A 19,071-nucleotide genomic window follows, 5' to 3' on the forward strand; every position below is an offset into this window, starting at 1 on the left:
GTAATTTATTTTTAACTGAATATATTTATTCATATTGAATATTTAATTATTAAGCTAAATAAATATTTTTTTAATGCAAGTGATAATTTCTAACATATTGAAATGATAATAAGAATCCTGTTTAACAACTTAGCCGATTATTAAAAATCCTGTAGCCATTTCACAACAAACTCCCCTTTTTTTTTAAATAAAAATGATATTGAAATTAACATAAATTACTAATTAAAATATCTAATCAAAAAAATGACTAATTAATCCATTTTGTTACACAACATTTACATAAATATTTTTATACCTGAAAACTGAATACAAACAGTTCGCATTTAAAGATTAAAATTTTATTTAAGCTGTATTTGTATCAATATTTTTTAAAACTATTTATAAATCAAATATAAAGCAATTAGAAAAGCTTATTTATTAAAACAGCTTATCTTTAAAAAAAAATTATAGAAAAAGCCTGAATAAATTTATTCAGGCTTTTTTTTAAATTACATACAGATAAATATACCTGTCGAGGCTCAGCTATAAAATATTCAGCGAAATAAAGGCATTGATTCGGTATTGATAAAATTAACTGCATTATTTAAATTATTTTGTGGATTATCTTCAACATCCGGATCTTGAGTAGAATCTGCAGGATCTGTTGAGTCTGTATCAGCATCATCAGTTTCATCATCATATAAAGAAAATGTATTTACTTCACTTTCAGGTGAAGATACACCGATATCCTTAATCAGCCGATGATACTCTGCAGATTGAGCTAACAACTGTTTTGCAGCTTTGCGCAGGTTATTTACTTCACTGCGTGCCAGATAAAACGTTGTTGGTATATGAATTACTTTATCCCTTAAAGGGGAAGAAGGTAAATCCAGTAAATTCACACTTACATAATAAACACGCGGTGTACCCTCACTGCGATTTTCATTCCACCAGTCTACATATTTCTGAAACTGATTCTGAGTATCTTCTGAATATTTTTCAATCGGGATACTGGTTAATGCCCTCACCACTTCAGTTGTACCGGGAACACTGGCGCTACGGTCAATTTCATTTTTGCGCTGTGTCTGAGCATTGACATTAATAATAATAATTTTATGAATATTCGCTGATTCCAGCCGGTCATACAAAGTTTTATTACTATATAGCTCAGTAGCATCCAGTAAACTGCGTAATCCCAGATTGTCCGTTAATCCACCATCCAGCAAATGAATATAAGGTCTTTTCTGACTATCCTGGTACTGCTTGAGGTTATTGCGATAAGCTGAGCGTGTCTGAGCACGGAAAGCTGTCGTGCCGGTAGCATCAGCATTATTACTATCAACCAGATTATCCGGTAACCGATAATGGCAATTACCGCCATTATTATTTAGAGTTACTGGTGCAAAAACCAGTGGCACAGCACTAGATGCCGCTACGGCACGGGAAATGGGTAATTTAGTTAAATCAATGCAGAGTAAATCAAAATACTCCTGCGTAAAATCCAGCCGGCTACCTAAACTCATATCTGTAGCACTAATTACTACAAACGGCCCCTTACGTTTATTATTTAAATCTGCATAAGTGGCACCGTGATATAAATGTAAATCCAGCTGTTCCTGTAATAAATCACCACGGCCAAATTCAGGTGAAGCCAGCCGCGACCAGTTAGCCATCGAAAAAACCTGACCAACTAACATTTTCTGCAAATTTAAATTGAGAAAATTTTGCTCAAATTTCGGTATTGTATCGGCTCCGTGTAATCCAAAATAAGTAGCTAAAACTGAGCCTCCGGATATACCATAAACCACATCAACCGTATCAAGCAGACTTACCTGTTTACCGTCTATTTTTACTTGCTGCTTTTTCAGAGATTCCAAAACCCCATAACCAAACGCAGCTGCACGGGTTCCGCCACCGGAAAGCATCACAATACCGATTACATCGTCTCTTTTATTCGCATTATTGTTTAACAATGCACGTTGTAAACGATAACCTTGCTTTTCATCAATATGATCAATTGTGTCTATAGGCTGATATTGCAAGGTAGAACAGGCATTCAGGCCCAATACAGCAATCAGTGTCAGCAGGTACCATCTAACAGATCTCGTAATACTTAGCGGCATTACAGCTCCCGGAGCAGAAAATATCAGGATACCTGATATAAATTGATTAATTAATAATTGCTATTTATCAGGTAATTTATCAATGTACTAGTACTGCCATTCATTCATAGAAACAGAAAATTAAACGATAACATAATTTTCAGCTTGATTATCTTAAATCAGTTTTCATCATTAATCTGCCAACCACCACCCAATGCCTTATACAGATTAACCAGATTACGCGCCTCTTCCAGCTTGCCCTGAATTTGCTGATCATCCAGATCCTCGGCATTCAGGCGTGCCCGTAAACTGCGGTCCAGGGTCATATCGCCATAGCGAAACAGTTTTTCAGCCGCTCCGGCCTGACTGGCAGCCTGCATTTGAGCCTGATGCATTAACCGGTTTTGTTTATTCAGACTAAACTGCATCTGATATGCACTATCTACTTCAGCCAGAGCCTGTAAAATCATCTGGTCATATCCGGCAATAGCTGCCTGTAACTGAGCATCAGCCCGCTCAATATTATGTTTGATTCTGCCTGCAGTAAACACAGGAATAGTCATACTTGCATTCAGCAAACCGGCCGTATTTTTTAAATATGAAGTACTGCTGTCTAAATGTATTTGTCCGGTCTGCCATAAAAAATTAAGCGAAAATCGTGGCAGACGGTCAGCTTTAGCACTGGCTAAACCGGCACTCATCGCTTTCACCAGATTTTCCTGGGTACGGATATCCGGTCTCCGGGTAATGAGATCCAGTGGAACCTGTCCCGCCGGAGCAGAAGGTAAATGCTGAAAAATATCCAAAGACGCAGGCGCAACCACAAATCCTTGCGAAGGCTGACCGGTCAATACTGCTATATTGCGCTGATAAACATCAGCCTGTGCCTGATAAGTAGCAATTTTTGCCTGCATAGCTGAAAGTTTTGCTGCAACTTCTTTTACATCATAAGCGGATGCCTGACCTGCACGAAAACGCCCTTCCGTATATCGCTGCAATTGCTTAAGAGTAGCAACACTGTGCTCTCCTACTTTTACCCGTTGCTGCATCGCACGCATTTTCAGATAATTATCGGCAATTTCACTGCCAAGCATTATCTGCGCACCATGCCAGCGTTCTGTTTCGCTCAGGCTCAGATAATGCATTTCATCAGCATCACTGCGTTTTTGTCCGAATACATCCGGCTCCCAGCTGGCAGTAAAACCTGCCTGAACCGTATTACCATGAACATGCCGGCGATTATTACCCAGAGGCGAACCAGTTGCCTGCAAGTAATCCTTTGCATTACCAATTGCCGGTAAATTTAAATCTTTAAGTGAATTATCACCATTGTAACGATGTAATCCTCCGCTACTTTCCACACCTGCCTGCGGTCCTAAATCAGACTCAGCCATAGCAGCACTGGCTCGAGCTGCAAGCATATTTGCTTTCATTTTAGCCAGATTCCGGTTATTTTTTAATCCGGTTTCGATTAAATCATTCATTACCGGATCCGGCCAGCTTTGCCACCAGCGGCTGATATCAGCTGAGCCGCGTGCTGCCGCATTCTGATCAAACTGCTGTGGCATACCGACAGTAGATTTCACCTGAATATCAGTTCTGCTGCAACCTGCCACCAATCCTAAAGCCAGTAATACAGACAACCATGTTTTATTCATCACCATACTTCCCTAAAATCCGGTGTAAGCATCAGGAATGCTGTGCCAGCATGCCACGAAATCGCGATAGCGCCAGAGCCAGAAACAACACACCCATTATGCTCATCATCATAATTTTTGGCCAGACAATATCCAGACCGGCATTGCGAAAGAGCACATCCTGACTAAACTGGGTAAATTGAGTTTCCGGTGAAAACCAAGTTATATACTGAAAAAATGCCGGCATACTTTCCAATGGTGATTCAGAACCGGAAAGCAAACGCATTACTACATAAATCGGCAAACATAACAAACCGAACTGCGGCATAGTCGGAGCCAGCGTTGCAAACCAGATACCCAGAGACGCCACAGAAAACAAATAAATAAACATGCCCATACTAAATAAAAATATTGAGCCGTTTATCGGGATATGCAGCCAGCCCTGAATAACCAGCCATAAAGAAAGCAGAGAAGCAATTGAGATAACCGCGCCATTAGCAAAAATCTTGGACATCACAATTTCACTGGGTCGTACCGGCATAACCAGCAACTGTTCTATCGTACCGTGCTCCCGTTCCCGGATTACCGCTGCTCCGACCAGAATAATCGCCAATAAAGTCAGATTAGATACCACATTCATCGTAGCGATAAACCATGAGGATTCGCCGTTAGGATTAAACTGTATATTAAACACCGGCGTTACCGGAGATAACTTCACTGCAGACTGCTGATGTAAAAAAGAACGCGTCTGTGCATCAATTATCTGGCTTAAATAATTAAAACCTATACCGGCCTGAGTTACTGACGTCGCATCAGCCAGCACCTGAATGGTAGGAGAACGTCCTGCCACCACATCGCGTTCAAAATTGGCCGGAATATCCAGTACAAAGACATAATTGCTTTTATCCATAGCCGCATCAATTTCTTCACGCTTTACATCTACCGGCGGTTTAAAATAAGGTTCCAGCAAAGAATCACGAATCCGATATGACAAGACACTGTGGTCAGCATCCATAATGGCAACTGAAGCATGGCGCACTTCGGTAGTAATACTGGTTGCAACTGAGTAAATGGCTAAAGACAGCACGACCACCATTAATGCAATTAAAACCACATCACTCAGCAGACTTTTGAGTTCCTTTACACTCAGCACCCATACATTTTTAAACCATTGCAGCATCTATACCTCCTGCTTCTTCAGCAAGCAGCCGGCCAGAAAAACGTATACCAGACAAAATACCATCAATACCAAATAATAGTTAATAAAGTCCAGAAAGCCTAAGCCTTTAGTAAAACCGCCTAAACTGATTAACTGATACCATGCAGTCGGAAAACTCCAGCCAAACCAATAATTGAACCCGCTGAGTGTGGACAACGGATACAGCAGACCAGAAAAATTCAGCGCCGGAATTAATGATAAGATTGCCGAACCGAAAATGGCGGCCACCTGCGATTTTACAAAACTGGAAATTAATAAGCCGAAAGCTGTCGCTGCAAATATTAATGCCAGCGCACCAAGACTCATTGCCAGAAAACTACCACGCACCGGCACACCCAATGCCACTACGGCGAGCCATACAAGAATCAGATAGCTGAGAAAAGAAACAAAAACATAAGGAAGCTGTTTACCAATCAGAAACTGTCTTACTGATGCAGGAGAAGTATACAAATTAGTAATTGAACCGATTTCCCGTTCTCTGACTACCCCAAGAGCCGTCATCATTACCGGTATCAGCATCATTGCCATCATAATCATACCGGGAGTAATTGCAAAGATACTTTTAAAATCCTGATTATAAACATAGCGTGGCGCAATCTGAGCAGCCGGTTTAAGAGATATCGGCAAACCTGTTTCAGCCCATTTCACCGCTGTATAGTTATTTAATATCGATAAAATAAAACTCTTAATATTTTCTGCCATAAACGGCATCGTGCCATCAACATAAAAGCCCACTTCCGGCTGATTGCCACGCATCAGATCACGGCCAAAATGCGGCGGGATATCAATCACCATTCTGGCATTGGAAACCTTAAGCGTATTATCAATTTCGGCAGCACTGTGAAGATTATCGGTAAAAGTAAAATATCGTGAACCTTGAAATTGCTCAATCAAAGCACGGCTTTCTACCGTCTGGTCTCGGTCTATTACCGCAAATTTCACATGCTCAACATCAAATGATACTGACCATGCAGCCATCATCATTAACACCACCGGTCCGAACAAAGCAAAGAATAAACGAATTTTATCGCGCAGTAATTCCTTGCCTTCGCGTACAGCAAATGTCCATATAGTCTGTAGCCAGTAAGCCAGGCTATCAACATCCGCTGTTTTACCCGAAGATTGTCCAAATCCGCTTTCTTGCACGGTGTTTGCATTTTCCCCTGTATCCGAAGCAGATACAGGAGATTTAGGCTGATTTTTATCTAAAGCTTCCTGCAAATAATCAACAAATGCGGTTTCAAGATCATCTGTATCTTTACTTTCACACAGTTCTTCTGGTGTCCCGATAGCCAGCACCCGCCCCTGATGCATGAATGATATCCGGTCACAACGCTCCGCTTCATTCATAAAATGCGTAGAGACAAAAATAGTAGTGCGATGATTTCGCGACAAATTTAGCAGATGATGCCAGAACATATCTCTGGCTACCGGATCAACCCCGGATGTAGGCTCATCCAGAATCAATACCTGAGGATGATGCAGACAGGCTGCTGCCAGCTGCAAACGCTGCCTGATACCCAGCGGCATTTCACTGGGCTGAATATCTGCAAATTCAAGCAGATCAAATTCCTGCAAAGACTGCTGAACAGCAGAATCAATCTGGGCAGCATCCATACGGTATAATCGGGCTGAAAGTACCAGATTCTGTCGTACCGTTAACTCTTCATATAAAGAAAACGACTGCGACATATAACCGATTTTCATCCGTGTCGTCATATCATTGGCATTAACCGTATGACCTAACAGCTCAGCAGAACCGGAGCTGGCATCCAACAGCCCCGTCAGCATTTTCATGGTTGTTGATTTACCACAGCCATTTGAACCAAGAAAACCAAAAATTTCGCCTCGCTCAATCCTGAAACTAACATTATTGACAGCAATAAAATCACCAAACCGTTTGGTTAAATCTTTTGCCTCAATCGCCGGAGGAGAGTCTTTATCCGGAACAAACGGCGTTAGTTGCAGACTGCCCGTTTTATTCTGTTTATTTTCGGGCAAAAGTTTTACATAAGCCTGTTCCAGCGTATCCGTATGGGTATCATCTAAAACCTGCTGAGTGGGCGCATTGACAATTAGACGACCATTATCCATTGCCAGCAGATATTCAAAACGCTTTGCTTCATCAAAATACGCCGTGGCCACAATCACCGTCATATCTGGATTTTCTGCCCGCAATTCATCAATCAACTGCCAGAACTGCCGGCGCGATAACGGATCCACCCCAGTAGTTGGTTCATCCAGAATCAGTAATTCCGGGTTGTGCACTAGTGCACAGCATAAACTTAATTTCTGTTTCATGCCTCCGGAAAGCTTACCGGCCGGCCGGTCAGCAAAAGGTGATAATCCTGTTGCCCGCAACAAACGCGCAATGCGTTCGTGACGCATACGTCCGCGCAAACCGAATAAACGAGCATGAAAATCTACGTTTTCATTAACCGACAATGTTGGATAAAGATTCTGACCAAGCCCTTGCGGCATAAACGCAATCCGGTGGCTTAGCGACTGCCGGCTATGCTTGTCCGCCATACTGTCGCCAAATACCAGTACCTCGCCCTGCTGAATAATTTTTACACCGGCTATCAGAGACAGCAAAGTAGACTTACCCACCCCGTCCGGACCAATCAGACCTACCGTTGCACAGCGCCTGATTTGCAATGATACATCCTGCAATGCCTTCGTCTGACGGTACTGATGAAAAACATGGCGTAAATCTACAGCCCATTCCTCTCCTGTTACAGCCTGCGCTTTGGCCGTACTATCCATATCAGGCACCTTTGGCAGATTGTTTTATACTGGGTAAATTTACCTGCCATTGCTGCGGCCATGTTTTATTGTTATCAAAACGGATATATCCGTTACCTGTCAGCCCGCCCTTAAGCAGACCACTGTATTTCAATGCAATCTCAGGCGGAATTTTTAGCTTAACCTTATACATCAGCTTTTGCCGTTCATTCTGAGTTTCTACAAACTTAGGCGTAAACTGAGCATTGGAATCAATAAAATCCACCTTAGCCGGCCAGACTGCACTCATTCCGTCCAGAATAATCCTTGCTTCATCCCCAAGCTTTAATTTACCGATAGTATCTGTGGGTAAATACACCGACAGCGTTACATCAGACGGATCAAGTAATGACACAACTTTATTACCTTCACCCAGTACATTACCGGCCTCGGCAATACGATACTCTACACGCCCGGCTTTAGGCGCACGTATCAGCATATCGTTATTAGCAGAAGAAGTAGCATTAATCTGAGCCTGAGCCTGTTGTACTGCTGCCAGAGCTTCAGCGCGGGCTGCCTGAGCAGATTTAACTCTGGCTATTGCAGCATCACGTTCAGCCAGTCTCCGGCGTAATTCAGGTGAGGATACCAGCTCATCTGATTTAAGCTGACGCGCATTATCCAAATCCATCTGAGCAACCTTATGTATCTGCTGCTGAGCGGCAATTTCTGCTTCTGCTTTAGAGACATTTTCCTGTGCACGCTGTTTATCTGCACGGGCAGCATCCAGCCTGCTACTGGTCTGATCAGATGAAAGCTCAGCTAGAACCTGATCTTTAGCAACTACATCACCTTCATCCACTTTCATCTCAATGACACGACCAGCATATAAAGTAGCCACATCCAGCCGCTTGAGTTCCATACGGCCATTACCGCCGGCAAAACCATCAGGTAAATCAGTATGGCTGCGCATATTAATCCACACCGCCAGTCCGGCTAATACCAGTACCACCAACACAAACAACAGTTTTTTTGTTTTCATTTATTTTTCCCTGAACAAACTGTTTTATTGGTTCCGCATCACGAAACTCGCCATATCCTGCTCACATAATTTAACACATAAAATATCCATTCATTTCATCAATAACAATAGTTTACTATTACTGTTACATATTTGCGAAAATTTCGCCAAGCAAATTCTGAATGTTGAACAAATAATTGCCACTTGTCAGCATTCTGTTTTTTTCTGACAATCAGAATACTGTTTTCAAGGAATTCGGATATGATTATCGTAATGCAGCGTCAGGCAACCGAAACACAGATCAGCAATGTCATCAGTTTTATCCGTGGACGCGGATTGCACGAACATTTATCCCGTGGCGCAGAACGCACCATCATCGGGGCTGTTGGTGATGAAAGAGTCTTCGAACCACGCGAACTTGAAGCACTTGCCGGCGTTGAAAAAGCCATGCGCATACTACAAGACTGGCGCATCATCAGCCGTGAAAGTCAGCCGGAGGATACAGTCATTACCGTACGAGGACAGAACTTTGGCGGCAACCATTTTCATATAGTCGACAGCATGAGCGGCACCCGGCTTCCGCAAAGAGCTAATGTCTTTATCGATCCTTTTTATCAGGCATTTTCACCCTATTCGACAGTGCCGCAAACCAATATCAGCATGCAACAACAAATTAAGCAAGCACATGCAACCAACAAACCCGTCTGGCTGCGTATCAGGGATGTGCGCCAGCTAGAACCAGCTTTACAGGCAGAAGCAGATATTATCTATCTGGGCGGAGAGTTAATGTCTAATCGCACCCTCCTTAACGAAGTAGGCTGTCTGAATATTCCGGTTGTACTCTGCAAAGACAAACATCATCAGGTAGATGAATGGTTGATTGCAGCTGAGCATATTGCCTTAAAGGGCAATCATCATCTGATGCTGGGTGAAGCAGGTACATTAAGTCTGGAGCGAAACGCTCCTTACCGGCTTGATGTAGAAGCCATTGTTAAAGCCAGACAGATTACTCATTTGCCCATTGTGGCCAATATTTCCCGCCTCGCTCATGCCTATATGGACAGTGCAACACTTATGCAACTGGCACAAGCTGCAGGTGCTCATATTGTCATACATTAACTGGACAATAAGTCCAAAACCAATAATTTTATAAAAACATATATTATTTATAAATTTAGACAAATTTAATCATTTGAAACGTTAAATTTGTCTAAAACAAGTATAATATTGCGCAAAATATAAAATATTTAGCATAAAATAAATTAATATAATCATATAACTAGCATTCTTTTCAAAATTAGCGCTTGCTTAACATCTATACCTGTTTTATCGTAAACACTCATTTAGCTAACCCAAACCTGCTATTCCGACTACCGGATGCAGAGCCAATAGATCATCACAATAAGTATATTCGCGTACCCTAAACCGCCGTTTACACTTATTAATCTTACCGGATGAAGATGCATTGGCAATGTATCAGTCGGACTACTAGAACATAAGAGGTTGATATGCAACTTTCAGGTGCACAAATACTCGTGCAGAGTCTTAAAGCCGAGAATGTAGAATATGTTTTCGGATATCCCGGCGGAGCAGTTCTCGAAATCTACGACGCCATCTTTCAATTAAAAAAATTCCGCCACATACTTGTCCGTCATGAGCAAGCTGCAGTTCATGCTGCTGATGCATACTCACGCGCCAGCAACGGAGAAAAAATTGGAGTCGCTCTGGTAACATCAGGTCCGGGTGCTACCAATGCCATAACCGGCATAGCCACCGCCAATTCCGATTCTGTCCCGCTCGTGGTCATATCCGGTCAGGTTGGCTCACCTGCTATCGGTACTGATGCCTTTCAGGAAGTCGATACCGTCGGCATTAGCCGCCCGTGTGTAAAACATAATTTTCTGGTTACCCACGTAAGTGAGCTGGCAGAAACAGTTAAAAAAGCCTTTCAGATTGCGCGTACCGGCCGACCCGGTGTGGTAGTGATTGATGTACCTAAAGATGTGACCCAGGCAATGGCGAAATTCAGCTATCCGCAGGAAGACATCAATATCCGCTCCTACCAGCCCGTTACGCAGGGACATACAGGTCAGATAAAAAAAGCAGCACAAGTGATGGCTGCAGCTAAACGACCAATTGTACTGTACGGCGGAGGCGTAATCCTGGGTAATGCCAGCAACATCCTTACCGATTTTATTCAGTCTACTGGTACACCCTGTGTCTCTACCCTGATGGGATTAGGCGCATTTCCTGCCACCAACCGTCAATTTCTTGGCATGGTAGGTATGCATGGCAGCTACGAAGCTAATATTGCTTTACAAAATGCCGACGTAGTACTTGCTGTCGGTGCACGTTTTGATGATCGTGTTATTTCTGTACCCGATAAATTCACTGACGATGGCAAAAAAATCATCCATATTGATATCGACCCGTCCAGCATTGCCAAACGCGTAAAAGTAGACGTACCCATTGTTGGTGATGTTAAAAACGTTCTGGCTGATTTACTTGCCCTATGGCAGAAGCAGAATCTGAACTTTAACAGTAATGCACTGGACAGATGGTGGAAAAACATCGAAAACTGGCGCAGCCGTAACAGCATCTGGTTTGAAAGTTCAGATGAAATTATCAAACCTCAGCAAGTAATCCAGACACTGGCAAAACTGACCGACAACAATGCCCTCATCACATCGGATGTTGGTCAGCACCAGATGTTTACAGCACAGTACTATCCATTCGTACGCCCGCGCCAGTGGCTAAACTCCGGCGGGCTGGGCACAATGGGCGTCGGATTACCTTATGCTATGGGTGCCAAACTGGCTAAACCGGAAGAAGACGTATTCTGTATTACCGGTGAAGGTTCTATACAAATGAATATCCAGGAACTTTCCACCTGTTATCAGTATCGTCTGCCGATTAAAGTGATCAATCTTAATAACGGCTTCCTTGGCATGGTTCGTCAGTGGCAGGAACTCTATTATGACAACCGCTATTCTGAAACCTATATGGAATCATTGCCTGACTTTGTCAAACTGGCTGAAGCCTACGGGCATGTTGGCATCAGAGTGGAAAAAGCAGCCGACATCGAAGGTGCACTGAAAGAAGCCATTGCACTCAAAGACAAACTGGTATTCATGGATTTCATTACCGACCGTACTCAAAATGTCTATCCCATGGTAGGCAATGGTAAAGGTTTGGATGAAATGGTATTACCGCCACATATGAGAGAAGAATAGCCGGAGCACATCATGAGACACATTTTATCCATTCTGATGGAAAATCAGGCCGGAGCTATGAGCCGCATTGTTGGTCTGTTTTCAGCCCGTGCTTACAATATCGACTCCCTGTCCGTATCTCCAACAGAAGACAAAACCCTGTCACGAATGACAATTGTCACCAGCGGCGATAACAAAGTAATGGAACAGATAACCAAGCAGCTTAATAAACTGATAGAAGTTATCAAAGTTATCGATCTGAACGATAGCAACTACGTTGAACGTGAATTAATGCTGGTTAAGCTGCGTGCTACTGGCAAGGATCGCGATGAAATACTGCGTCTGACCGATATCTTCCGCGGACACATCATTGATGTAACCGACAAAACCTATACAGTAGAAATCACCGGCACCAGCTGCAAACTAGATGCCTTTCTGGATACCGTGGGCAAAACACTTATTCTGGAAACCGTACGTACCGGTGCAGCAGGCATAGGTCGCGGCGAACGCATGTTACGTATTTAAGCCGGACATTTTTAAAGCATTATCCGACCTAAAAACATATTAAAACCCTGATTTTAAAAATCAACACATTAAATTGAAGGAATAGCAATGCAAGTTTATTACGATAAAGACGCAGATCTCTCATTAATCAAAGGCAAAACCGTAGCCATCATCGGTTATGGTTCACAAGGTCATGCTCACGCTGCCAACCTGAAAGATTCAGGTGTAAACGTAATCGTCGGGCTGCGTAAAAGTGGTAATTCCTGGCATAAAGCTGTAAATGCCGGTCATGACGTACGGGAAGTTGCAGAAGCCACAAAAGCAGCCGATGTAGTGATGATTCTGACACCTGACGAATTTCAGCCGGCAGTTTATCAAAATGAAATCGCGCCTAATCTGAAAGACAATGCCACAGTAGCTTTTGCTCATGGTTTTAATATTCATTACAACCAGATTATTCCGGCTAAAAATCTTGACGTAGTGATGATTGCACCCAAAGGCCCTGGTCACACAGTACGTAGTGAATTCCTGAAAGGCGGTGGTGTGCCCAGCCTGATTGCAGTACATCAGGATGCAACCGGTCGTGCTCGCGACATCGCTTTATCCTATGCTGCAGCCAATGGTGGTACCAAAGGCGGCGTGATTCAGACAACCTTCAAAGAAGAAACTGAAACCGACCTCTTCGGCGAACAGGCCGTATTGTGCGGCGGGCTGGTTGAATTAATCAAAACCGGTTTTGAAACACTGGTAGAAGCAGGCTATGCTCCGGAAATGGCTTATTTTGAATGTTTGCACGAAATGAAACTGATCGTAGATTTAATTTACGAAGGCGGTATTGCAAATATGAACTACTCTATTTCTAATAATGCCGAATACGGCGAATACTTCACCGGCCCACAAGTCGTAAATGAACATTCACGTCAGGCTATGCGTGAGGCATTAAAACGCATTCAGAATGGTGACTATGCCAAATCATTTATCGTAGAAGGTGCAACCAACTATCCGTCTATGACTGCCCGCCGCCGCCAGAATGCTGATCATCCGATCGAAATCATTGGTAACCAATTACGCAGCATGATGCCATGGATTGCTAAAAACAAACTGGTTGATCAGGATAAAAACTAATATAGCTGCTTAAGTCTGTTTGTAACAAAGCAAAAAGCTTGTGTATGCATTTTCATATACAAGCTTTTTTTAAACCCCGAATTCAAGAAAGAATATGACTACTCCACCCGCTCAGCAGTCTGAATCTGCAAACAAAATTACTCAGAACTCCCCTACCAAAGTAGCGATTGCCAGCCTCGTAGGTACAGCCGTAGAGTTTTACGATTTCTACATATACGGGCTTGCTGCTGCACTCGTATTAAGCGACCTGTTTTTTCCAACCGAAGATCGGGCAATCGCTATCATGTCCTCATTTCTTACTTTTGGAATAGCCTTTGTTGCCCGCCCTATTGGTGCCGGATTATTCGGACATTTTGGCGATAAAGTTGGCCGTAAAACCACCTTGATAGCATCATTATTGATAATGGGTATCAGTACAACCCTGATCGGTGTTCTGCCGACATATCAGCAGGCAGGTATTATTGCACCGGTTTGTTTATGCGTCCTGCGCTTTTGTCAGGGTCTTGGCTTAGGTGGTGAATGGGGCGGAGCCGCTTTACTGGCTACCGAAAATGCGCCCAAAGGTAAACGTGCTCTTTTTGCCATGTTTCCGCAAATTGGACCTCCTATCGGTTTCATTACTGCCAGCCTGATCTTCATTATTTTATCCAAAAATCTTAATAATGAACAAATGATGTCGTGGGGCTGGCGTATCCCTTTTTTACTGAGCATAGTTCTGGTTGGTCTAGGTATGTATGTTCGCATGTCCATTATTGAAAGTAATGCTTTTCGTACCATGGTTGCCAGACAGAGTGCTGTAAAAATCCCTCTGACTGACACTGTACGCAAACATTACAATCAGCTTATTTTAGGCTCTTTGGCCGCCACGTCGTGTTTTACCCTATTCTTTTTAACAACCGTATTTTCTTTGCAATATGCTACTACAAAGCATGAGTGGCAAAGTACAGCATTATTTAATAAAATTGATTACTTATCCATTCTCATGGGTGCCATTGTATTTATGGCAGTCGGCTCCCCGATATCTGCATGGCTTTCAGACAGAATCGGCCGTCGCCCGGTATTTCTGATTGGTGGTATAGCCACAATCATAATCGGTTTCTTTTTTGGCGACTTAATCAATTCTGCCAGTGCCATTACAACTACCATTTTCTTATCCTCTGCACTGTTTATAATGGGTATCTTGTGGACACCTTTAGCGGCTTTCTTACCTGAAATATTCCCTACCAACGTAAGATATACCGGTGCAGCTATCTCCTTTAGCTTTGGAGGTATTCTGGGCGGATCACTGACCCCGTTTGCTGCCGCATGGATGGTTGAAACATATGGTTTACAGGGTACAGTATATATAGGCTGGTTTCTGATTGCCGCCTGTATACTGAGTATGATTGCAGTACTACTGCTACCAGAAACACATAAACAGGAAATTGAAAATTAAAGCAGATAAAAAACCGATTTAACCAATCGGTTTTTTAATTTTTCCAGTTAATTCACATTATTATTACTTCAATCTCTTTTCATAATAAATCTTTCTGCTAAAATAGACACAAAAATATTATGTAGCAGATATCTAAAATGAGCATTATCAACAATAAAAAAGCATTTCACGATTACTTTATCGAAGAACAGATAGAAGCCGGAATTGTTCTTGAAGGCTGGGAAGTAAAGGCTATTCGTGCAGGACGAGTTCAAATCAAAGAAAGCTATATTCAATGGAAAAAAGGTGCTTTTTACCTGATTGGCAGTCATATTACTGCACTACCCACTGCATCCAATCATGTAAAACCCGATCCGGTACGGCAGCGAAAACTATTACTGAAACAATCAGAAATCAACAAACTGATAGGCAAAGTAGAACGCAGTGGTTATACCCTTGTGCCTGTTAACATGCATTACAGCCATGGTTGTGTAAAAATTGATATGGGATTGGCCAAAGGTAAAAAACAGCATGACAAGCGCCAAAGCAGCAAAGAAAAAGACTGGAACCGTGAAAAACAACGCCTGCTTAAACAGACACGCTAAATCCTGGCAAAATTTAAAATATTTAAACGGGAAATAGAATTCATTAATTTCCCGTTTGAATAAAAATTAAAACTAAGCTAATAAAAGTAGCTCGTCTCTTCAGTTAAAATAAAACAGCCAAAGAACTTCAGAAAAAATCATATTTCATATAAGTCAAATCAAATTAATCATATTTAAATCCGTATTTTATAAAGTATAGTTTACCAGCCAATTTCAGCATACAAACCATCTGAATTTAACTAGAGACAAAAAAGTTAAATTATGTTAAAATTATATTTATATTGCTGTATTAAGATGAGCAGGCATTATTAACATTCCATATCTAATTTAAAAAACTGTATATTCAAATTTTATGAATAATCGATCCGAATATTTAAAAATCATGCAAGAATGGAGTTGCTGTTCAAGACTCTATGCATTTCATGAATTGTTTTTTGTAGGTACGGGGGCTTATATTTGTTTTATATTTCTATTAAATATACTATTATTTAAAGGCCAACTATTAGACATATTAATTAAAGATCAAGTTATTAGCACATTAATAATTTTACTTGCAGCAATATGTACACTTTTTGGCTGGAAGCGATTTAAAACTAAAAGAAAAAATTTTAAACAGGTTTATTTCACACCAAAAGCAATTTATATAGAAGACAAAAAAATAGATATATCTTATCTTAAATCAATTACATTTATTGATCATATAAAAAGCTTTCGTCGTTCAGGAACATATTTTAAGTTCTGCATAAGATTTACTGAAAACCGAATAATTAAAGAAGATATATATTTTTATATGAAATTCGGTAAACCATATCAAGACAGTTATGAGCATTATGACTTTGAAGACTTTTTCATCACTATTCTGGAAACTTTAGCAAAAGAAAGAAGAGAAATACTAAAAGATTACGGCAAAGCAATCTAATATTTCTGAATAATAAGTTATTAATGCGAAGAATCTGAACAAAGAAAATAATATCTGCCAGCATATTTTTATTTAAAAATCGAACCGTATTACCACTTTATTCATTGCATCAACCATATAAAAGCCAATTCTGTACATTTTAAATCACGAAGAATTCCCGAATATATAAACGTTAATATAGATTTTTACATTATCAGTAATAATAAATTCTGCTCTAATTAGATTAATCCTATTCCCATTCAAATCAGCTTTTTATATCACTATTTCCCGATTATACAAATTTATAATTTAACCAGATAATTAGTTAATATTTGTTAAATTTGTATTGTCTTTCGAATAAAAATAGTATTGTTATTAATAATATTGAGAAAGTCCCATATGAAAATACTTATACACGAATCTGGTATTTATCGTGTAAATATTGATTATGTACATTTTTTTAAGATTAATATTTGCATTTACAATACTCTGAACAGGAGAGAAATAAAAAAACGAATGTATGAAAATGCCTGTAAATCTTAATCATTAATAAATATCTAATTTTTTTAGATAGCAATTTTAAACCATCGCTAATTTAATAGAACTACATACAGAGATTTTATGGATTATCAGCCACAAGATTTAGAAATGATGGAAAATTGGCGATGTGCTTCAAAAAAATACACATCTGACGCGCTTCGTGGAACTATACTTGTTTCTGTTTATTGTTTTATTATGGTTTTAATTCTATTTTTTTCTTTTAATAATAATTGGAAATTCTTTTTTATAACAATATTTTTATTGATCGTAATATATCAAATTAATGAATACATAAAAATAACAGCCCGAAATTTGATTAAGCAGGTTCATTTCACACCTGAAGCAATCTATATAGAAAATGAAAAAATAGATATATCCAATCTGAAATCTATTACATTTGTTCAACATATAATTAAAGACAGTTCATTCGCTTCAATTGAAAATTATCCTGATTTTGTAGAGTCTTTTGAATTCAGTATGATAATTGATGAAAACTCAGATATAACAGAAGATATACACTTTTATCTACAATTTAGTGACGGAATTGCAGATAATATTGCTGATTACGACTATCAAAACAATTTTATCAGCATTCTGAATTTTTTTGCAAAAGAAAGAAGAAAATCATTAAATAATTCAGATACCTCAATTTAATATTTAGAATGATAAATTATTCGTGCCGGTAAAGTCAGAACCTAAAAAACATATCCACCAGCATAATTTCACTTATAATTCAGTTTTGATAGATTCTTATTCATTGCGTCGAACCACATAAAAACCGACCCTCTGCACTTTAAATCACGTTGAATTTTATAATTTAACTAGATACAAAAAAGTTAATTTATGTTAAACTTGTATTACTATATCAATACAGGCAAGCATTATTAACAATATAGGGTGTGTAATGATGAAGAAAATCGGTCTGCTATCAGTAATTTTATTGCTAAACGGCTGTATGACATTAAACGGAGATTACCGTCTCGTTGCATTGGATGAAAATGGTAACGACCTGGCACCTAGAGTACAAATGCTGGCTCACGGATCAGGGATTTATCGCTCAAAAATTGTACTATGTAAGGCATTTCCTAAAGCCACAGTCCGGATTTATGATATCAAGACAAATGAAGAACTAAAAGGAGAAAGTCCGCGAAAATGCCGCTAAATTTTAATAATTAAATAGTTTATCTACCCATCAGATTCCATACTAAATTTAAGAAAACTGAATACTTAAATTTTATGAATAACCGATCCAGATATTTAAAATTCATGAAAGAATGGCATTGTTGTTCAAGATATCATGCATTTATTCATTTGTATTTTGGAGCTACGGGTGCTTATATTTGCCTTATGTACCTATTAAATATAATATTTAAAGGTCAACAATTTAATATATTATTTGAAGATCAAATTTTAAACACATTAATAGCTTTACTTGCAGCAATAAGTACTTTTATTTTCTGGAAACTCTTTAAAGCTAAAAGAAAAAAAATCAAACAGGTTTATTTCACACCAAAAGCAATTTATATAGAAAACAAAAAAATAGATATATCTTATCTTAAATCAGTTACATTTATTAAACTTATATACCCTACTTGTAATAGAGGATCTACATTTAAGTTCTGCATAAAATTTACTGAAAACCGAGTAATTAAAGAAGATATATATTTTTACATGGAATTCGGTAAGCCATTTCGATGGAAGTATTGGCGTTATAACTATGAAGACTATTTCATCACTATTCTGGAAGATTTAGCAAAAGTAAGAAGAGAGCAACTAAAAGATTCCGGTAAAACAAACTAATATTTTAGAATAATAAGTTATTCATGCTGGTAGAATCTGAATAAGGAAAATAATATCCATCAATATATTTTCAACTTAAAAATCAAACCATATTACTAATTTACCCATTGCATCAAACCACATAAAAACCACTCCTGCGCACTTAAAATAACAATGAACTTTATAATCTGACCAAATACAAAAAAGTTAAGTTGTGTTTAAATTGCATTAATCTACCAATATAAGCAAGCATTACTAACATTCCACACCTAATTTAAGAAAACTGAGTACTTAAATTTTATGAATAACCGA

General features: G+C 39.7%; 15 protein-coding genes. 10 read left to right on the forward strand and 5 right to left on the reverse strand.

From position 1 onward, the window contains the following. Window positions 1–533: 533 nt before the first annotated feature. The 5 genes from GY065_RS06000 to GY065_RS06020 form a co-directional block, all read right to left on the reverse strand. Window positions 534–2,102 (reverse strand): patatin-like phospholipase family protein, encoded by a 1,569-nt coding sequence (locus GY065_RS06000; RefSeq protein ID WP_174833435.1) that lies wholly within the window; start codon window positions 2,100–2,102, stop codon window positions 534–536. Between the two features lie 158 nt (window positions 2,103–2,260). Further along, window positions 2,261–3,739, reverse strand: a complete 1,479-nt coding sequence (locus GY065_RS06005; RefSeq protein WP_174833436.1) for a TolC family protein — start codon at window positions 3,737–3,739, stop codon at window positions 2,261–2,263. 31 nt (window positions 3,740–3,770) lie between these two features. Continuing rightward, complete coding sequence (locus GY065_RS06010; protein ID WP_174833437.1) at window positions 3,771–4,898, reverse strand: ABC transporter permease; 1,128 nt, start codon at window positions 4,896–4,898, stop codon at window positions 3,771–3,773. Then, window positions 4,899–7,703, reverse strand: a complete 2,805-nt coding sequence (gene rbbA / locus GY065_RS06015) for a ribosome-associated ATPase/putative transporter RbbA (RefSeq protein ID WP_174833438.1) — start codon at window positions 7,701–7,703, stop codon at window positions 4,899–4,901. A 1-nt stretch (window position 7,704) separates the two neighbouring features. Further along, window positions 7,705–8,703: an HlyD family secretion protein gene (locus GY065_RS06020; RefSeq protein WP_174833439.1), complete on the reverse strand. Its 999-nt coding sequence runs from the start codon at window positions 8,701–8,703 to the stop codon at window positions 7,705–7,707. Window positions 8,704–8,943: 240 nt separating this feature from the next. Between GY065_RS06020 and GY065_RS06025 the strand changes: the two genes are divergently transcribed. The 10 genes from GY065_RS06025 to GY065_RS06070 all read left to right on the forward strand — a co-directional run bounded on the left by GY065_RS06025 (window position 8,944) and on the right by GY065_RS06070 (window position 18,780). Next, window positions 8,944–9,801 (forward strand): chorismate mutase, encoded by an 858-nt coding sequence (locus GY065_RS06025; RefSeq protein ID WP_174833440.1) that lies wholly within the window; start codon window positions 8,944–8,946, stop codon window positions 9,799–9,801. Window positions 9,802–10,190: 389 nt separating this feature from the next. Then, entirely contained in the window at window positions 10,191–11,915 is a 1,725-nt protein-coding gene (gene ilvB, locus GY065_RS06030) for a biosynthetic-type acetolactate synthase large subunit (protein WP_174833441.1), read from the forward strand. 12 nt (window positions 11,916–11,927) lie between these two features. Next, complete coding sequence (ilvN, locus tag GY065_RS06035; protein WP_174833442.1) at window positions 11,928–12,419, forward strand: acetolactate synthase small subunit; 492 nt, start codon at window positions 11,928–11,930, stop codon at window positions 12,417–12,419. Between the two features lie 87 nt (window positions 12,420–12,506). After that, window positions 12,507–13,523 carry a ketol-acid reductoisomerase gene (gene ilvC, locus GY065_RS06040; RefSeq protein ID WP_025330776.1) on the forward strand — a complete coding sequence of 339 codons (1,017 nt, stop codon included), beginning with the start codon at window positions 12,507–12,509 and terminating at the stop codon, window positions 13,521–13,523. A gap of 94 nt (window positions 13,524–13,617) precedes the next feature. Next, window positions 13,618–14,958, forward strand: coding sequence for an MFS transporter (locus tag GY065_RS06045; protein WP_174833443.1), 1,341 nt, complete (start codon window positions 13,618–13,620; stop codon window positions 14,956–14,958). 137 nt (window positions 14,959–15,095) lie between these two features. Further along, complete coding sequence (smpB, locus tag GY065_RS06050; RefSeq protein WP_037476266.1) at window positions 15,096–15,542, forward strand: SsrA-binding protein SmpB; 447 nt, start codon at window positions 15,096–15,098, stop codon at window positions 15,540–15,542. A gap of 382 nt (window positions 15,543–15,924) precedes the next feature. Then, window positions 15,925–16,461: a hypothetical protein gene (locus GY065_RS06055; protein WP_174833444.1), complete on the forward strand. Its 537-nt coding sequence runs from the start codon at window positions 15,925–15,927 to the stop codon at window positions 16,459–16,461. A 600-nt stretch (window positions 16,462–17,061) separates the two neighbouring features. Next, on the forward strand, window positions 17,062–17,634 hold the full coding sequence (locus GY065_RS06060) for a hypothetical protein (RefSeq protein ID WP_037476264.1): 573 nt from the start codon (window positions 17,062–17,064) through the stop codon (window positions 17,632–17,634). A gap of 250 nt (window positions 17,635–17,884) precedes the next feature. Continuing rightward, window positions 17,885–18,142, forward strand: coding sequence for a hypothetical protein (locus tag GY065_RS06065; protein ID WP_174833445.1), 258 nt, complete (start codon window positions 17,885–17,887; stop codon window positions 18,140–18,142). 104 nt (window positions 18,143–18,246) lie between these two features. Then, on the forward strand, window positions 18,247–18,780 hold the full coding sequence (locus GY065_RS06070; protein ID WP_174833446.1) for a hypothetical protein: 534 nt from the start codon (window positions 18,247–18,249) through the stop codon (window positions 18,778–18,780). The last annotated feature ends 291 nt before the right edge of the window (window positions 18,781–19,071 follow it).

Origin of the sequence: Snodgrassella sp. ESL0323 (assembly GCF_013346865.1) — a bacterium.
GTDB lineage: Bacteria > Pseudomonadota > Gammaproteobacteria > Burkholderiales > Neisseriaceae > Snodgrassella > Snodgrassella alvi.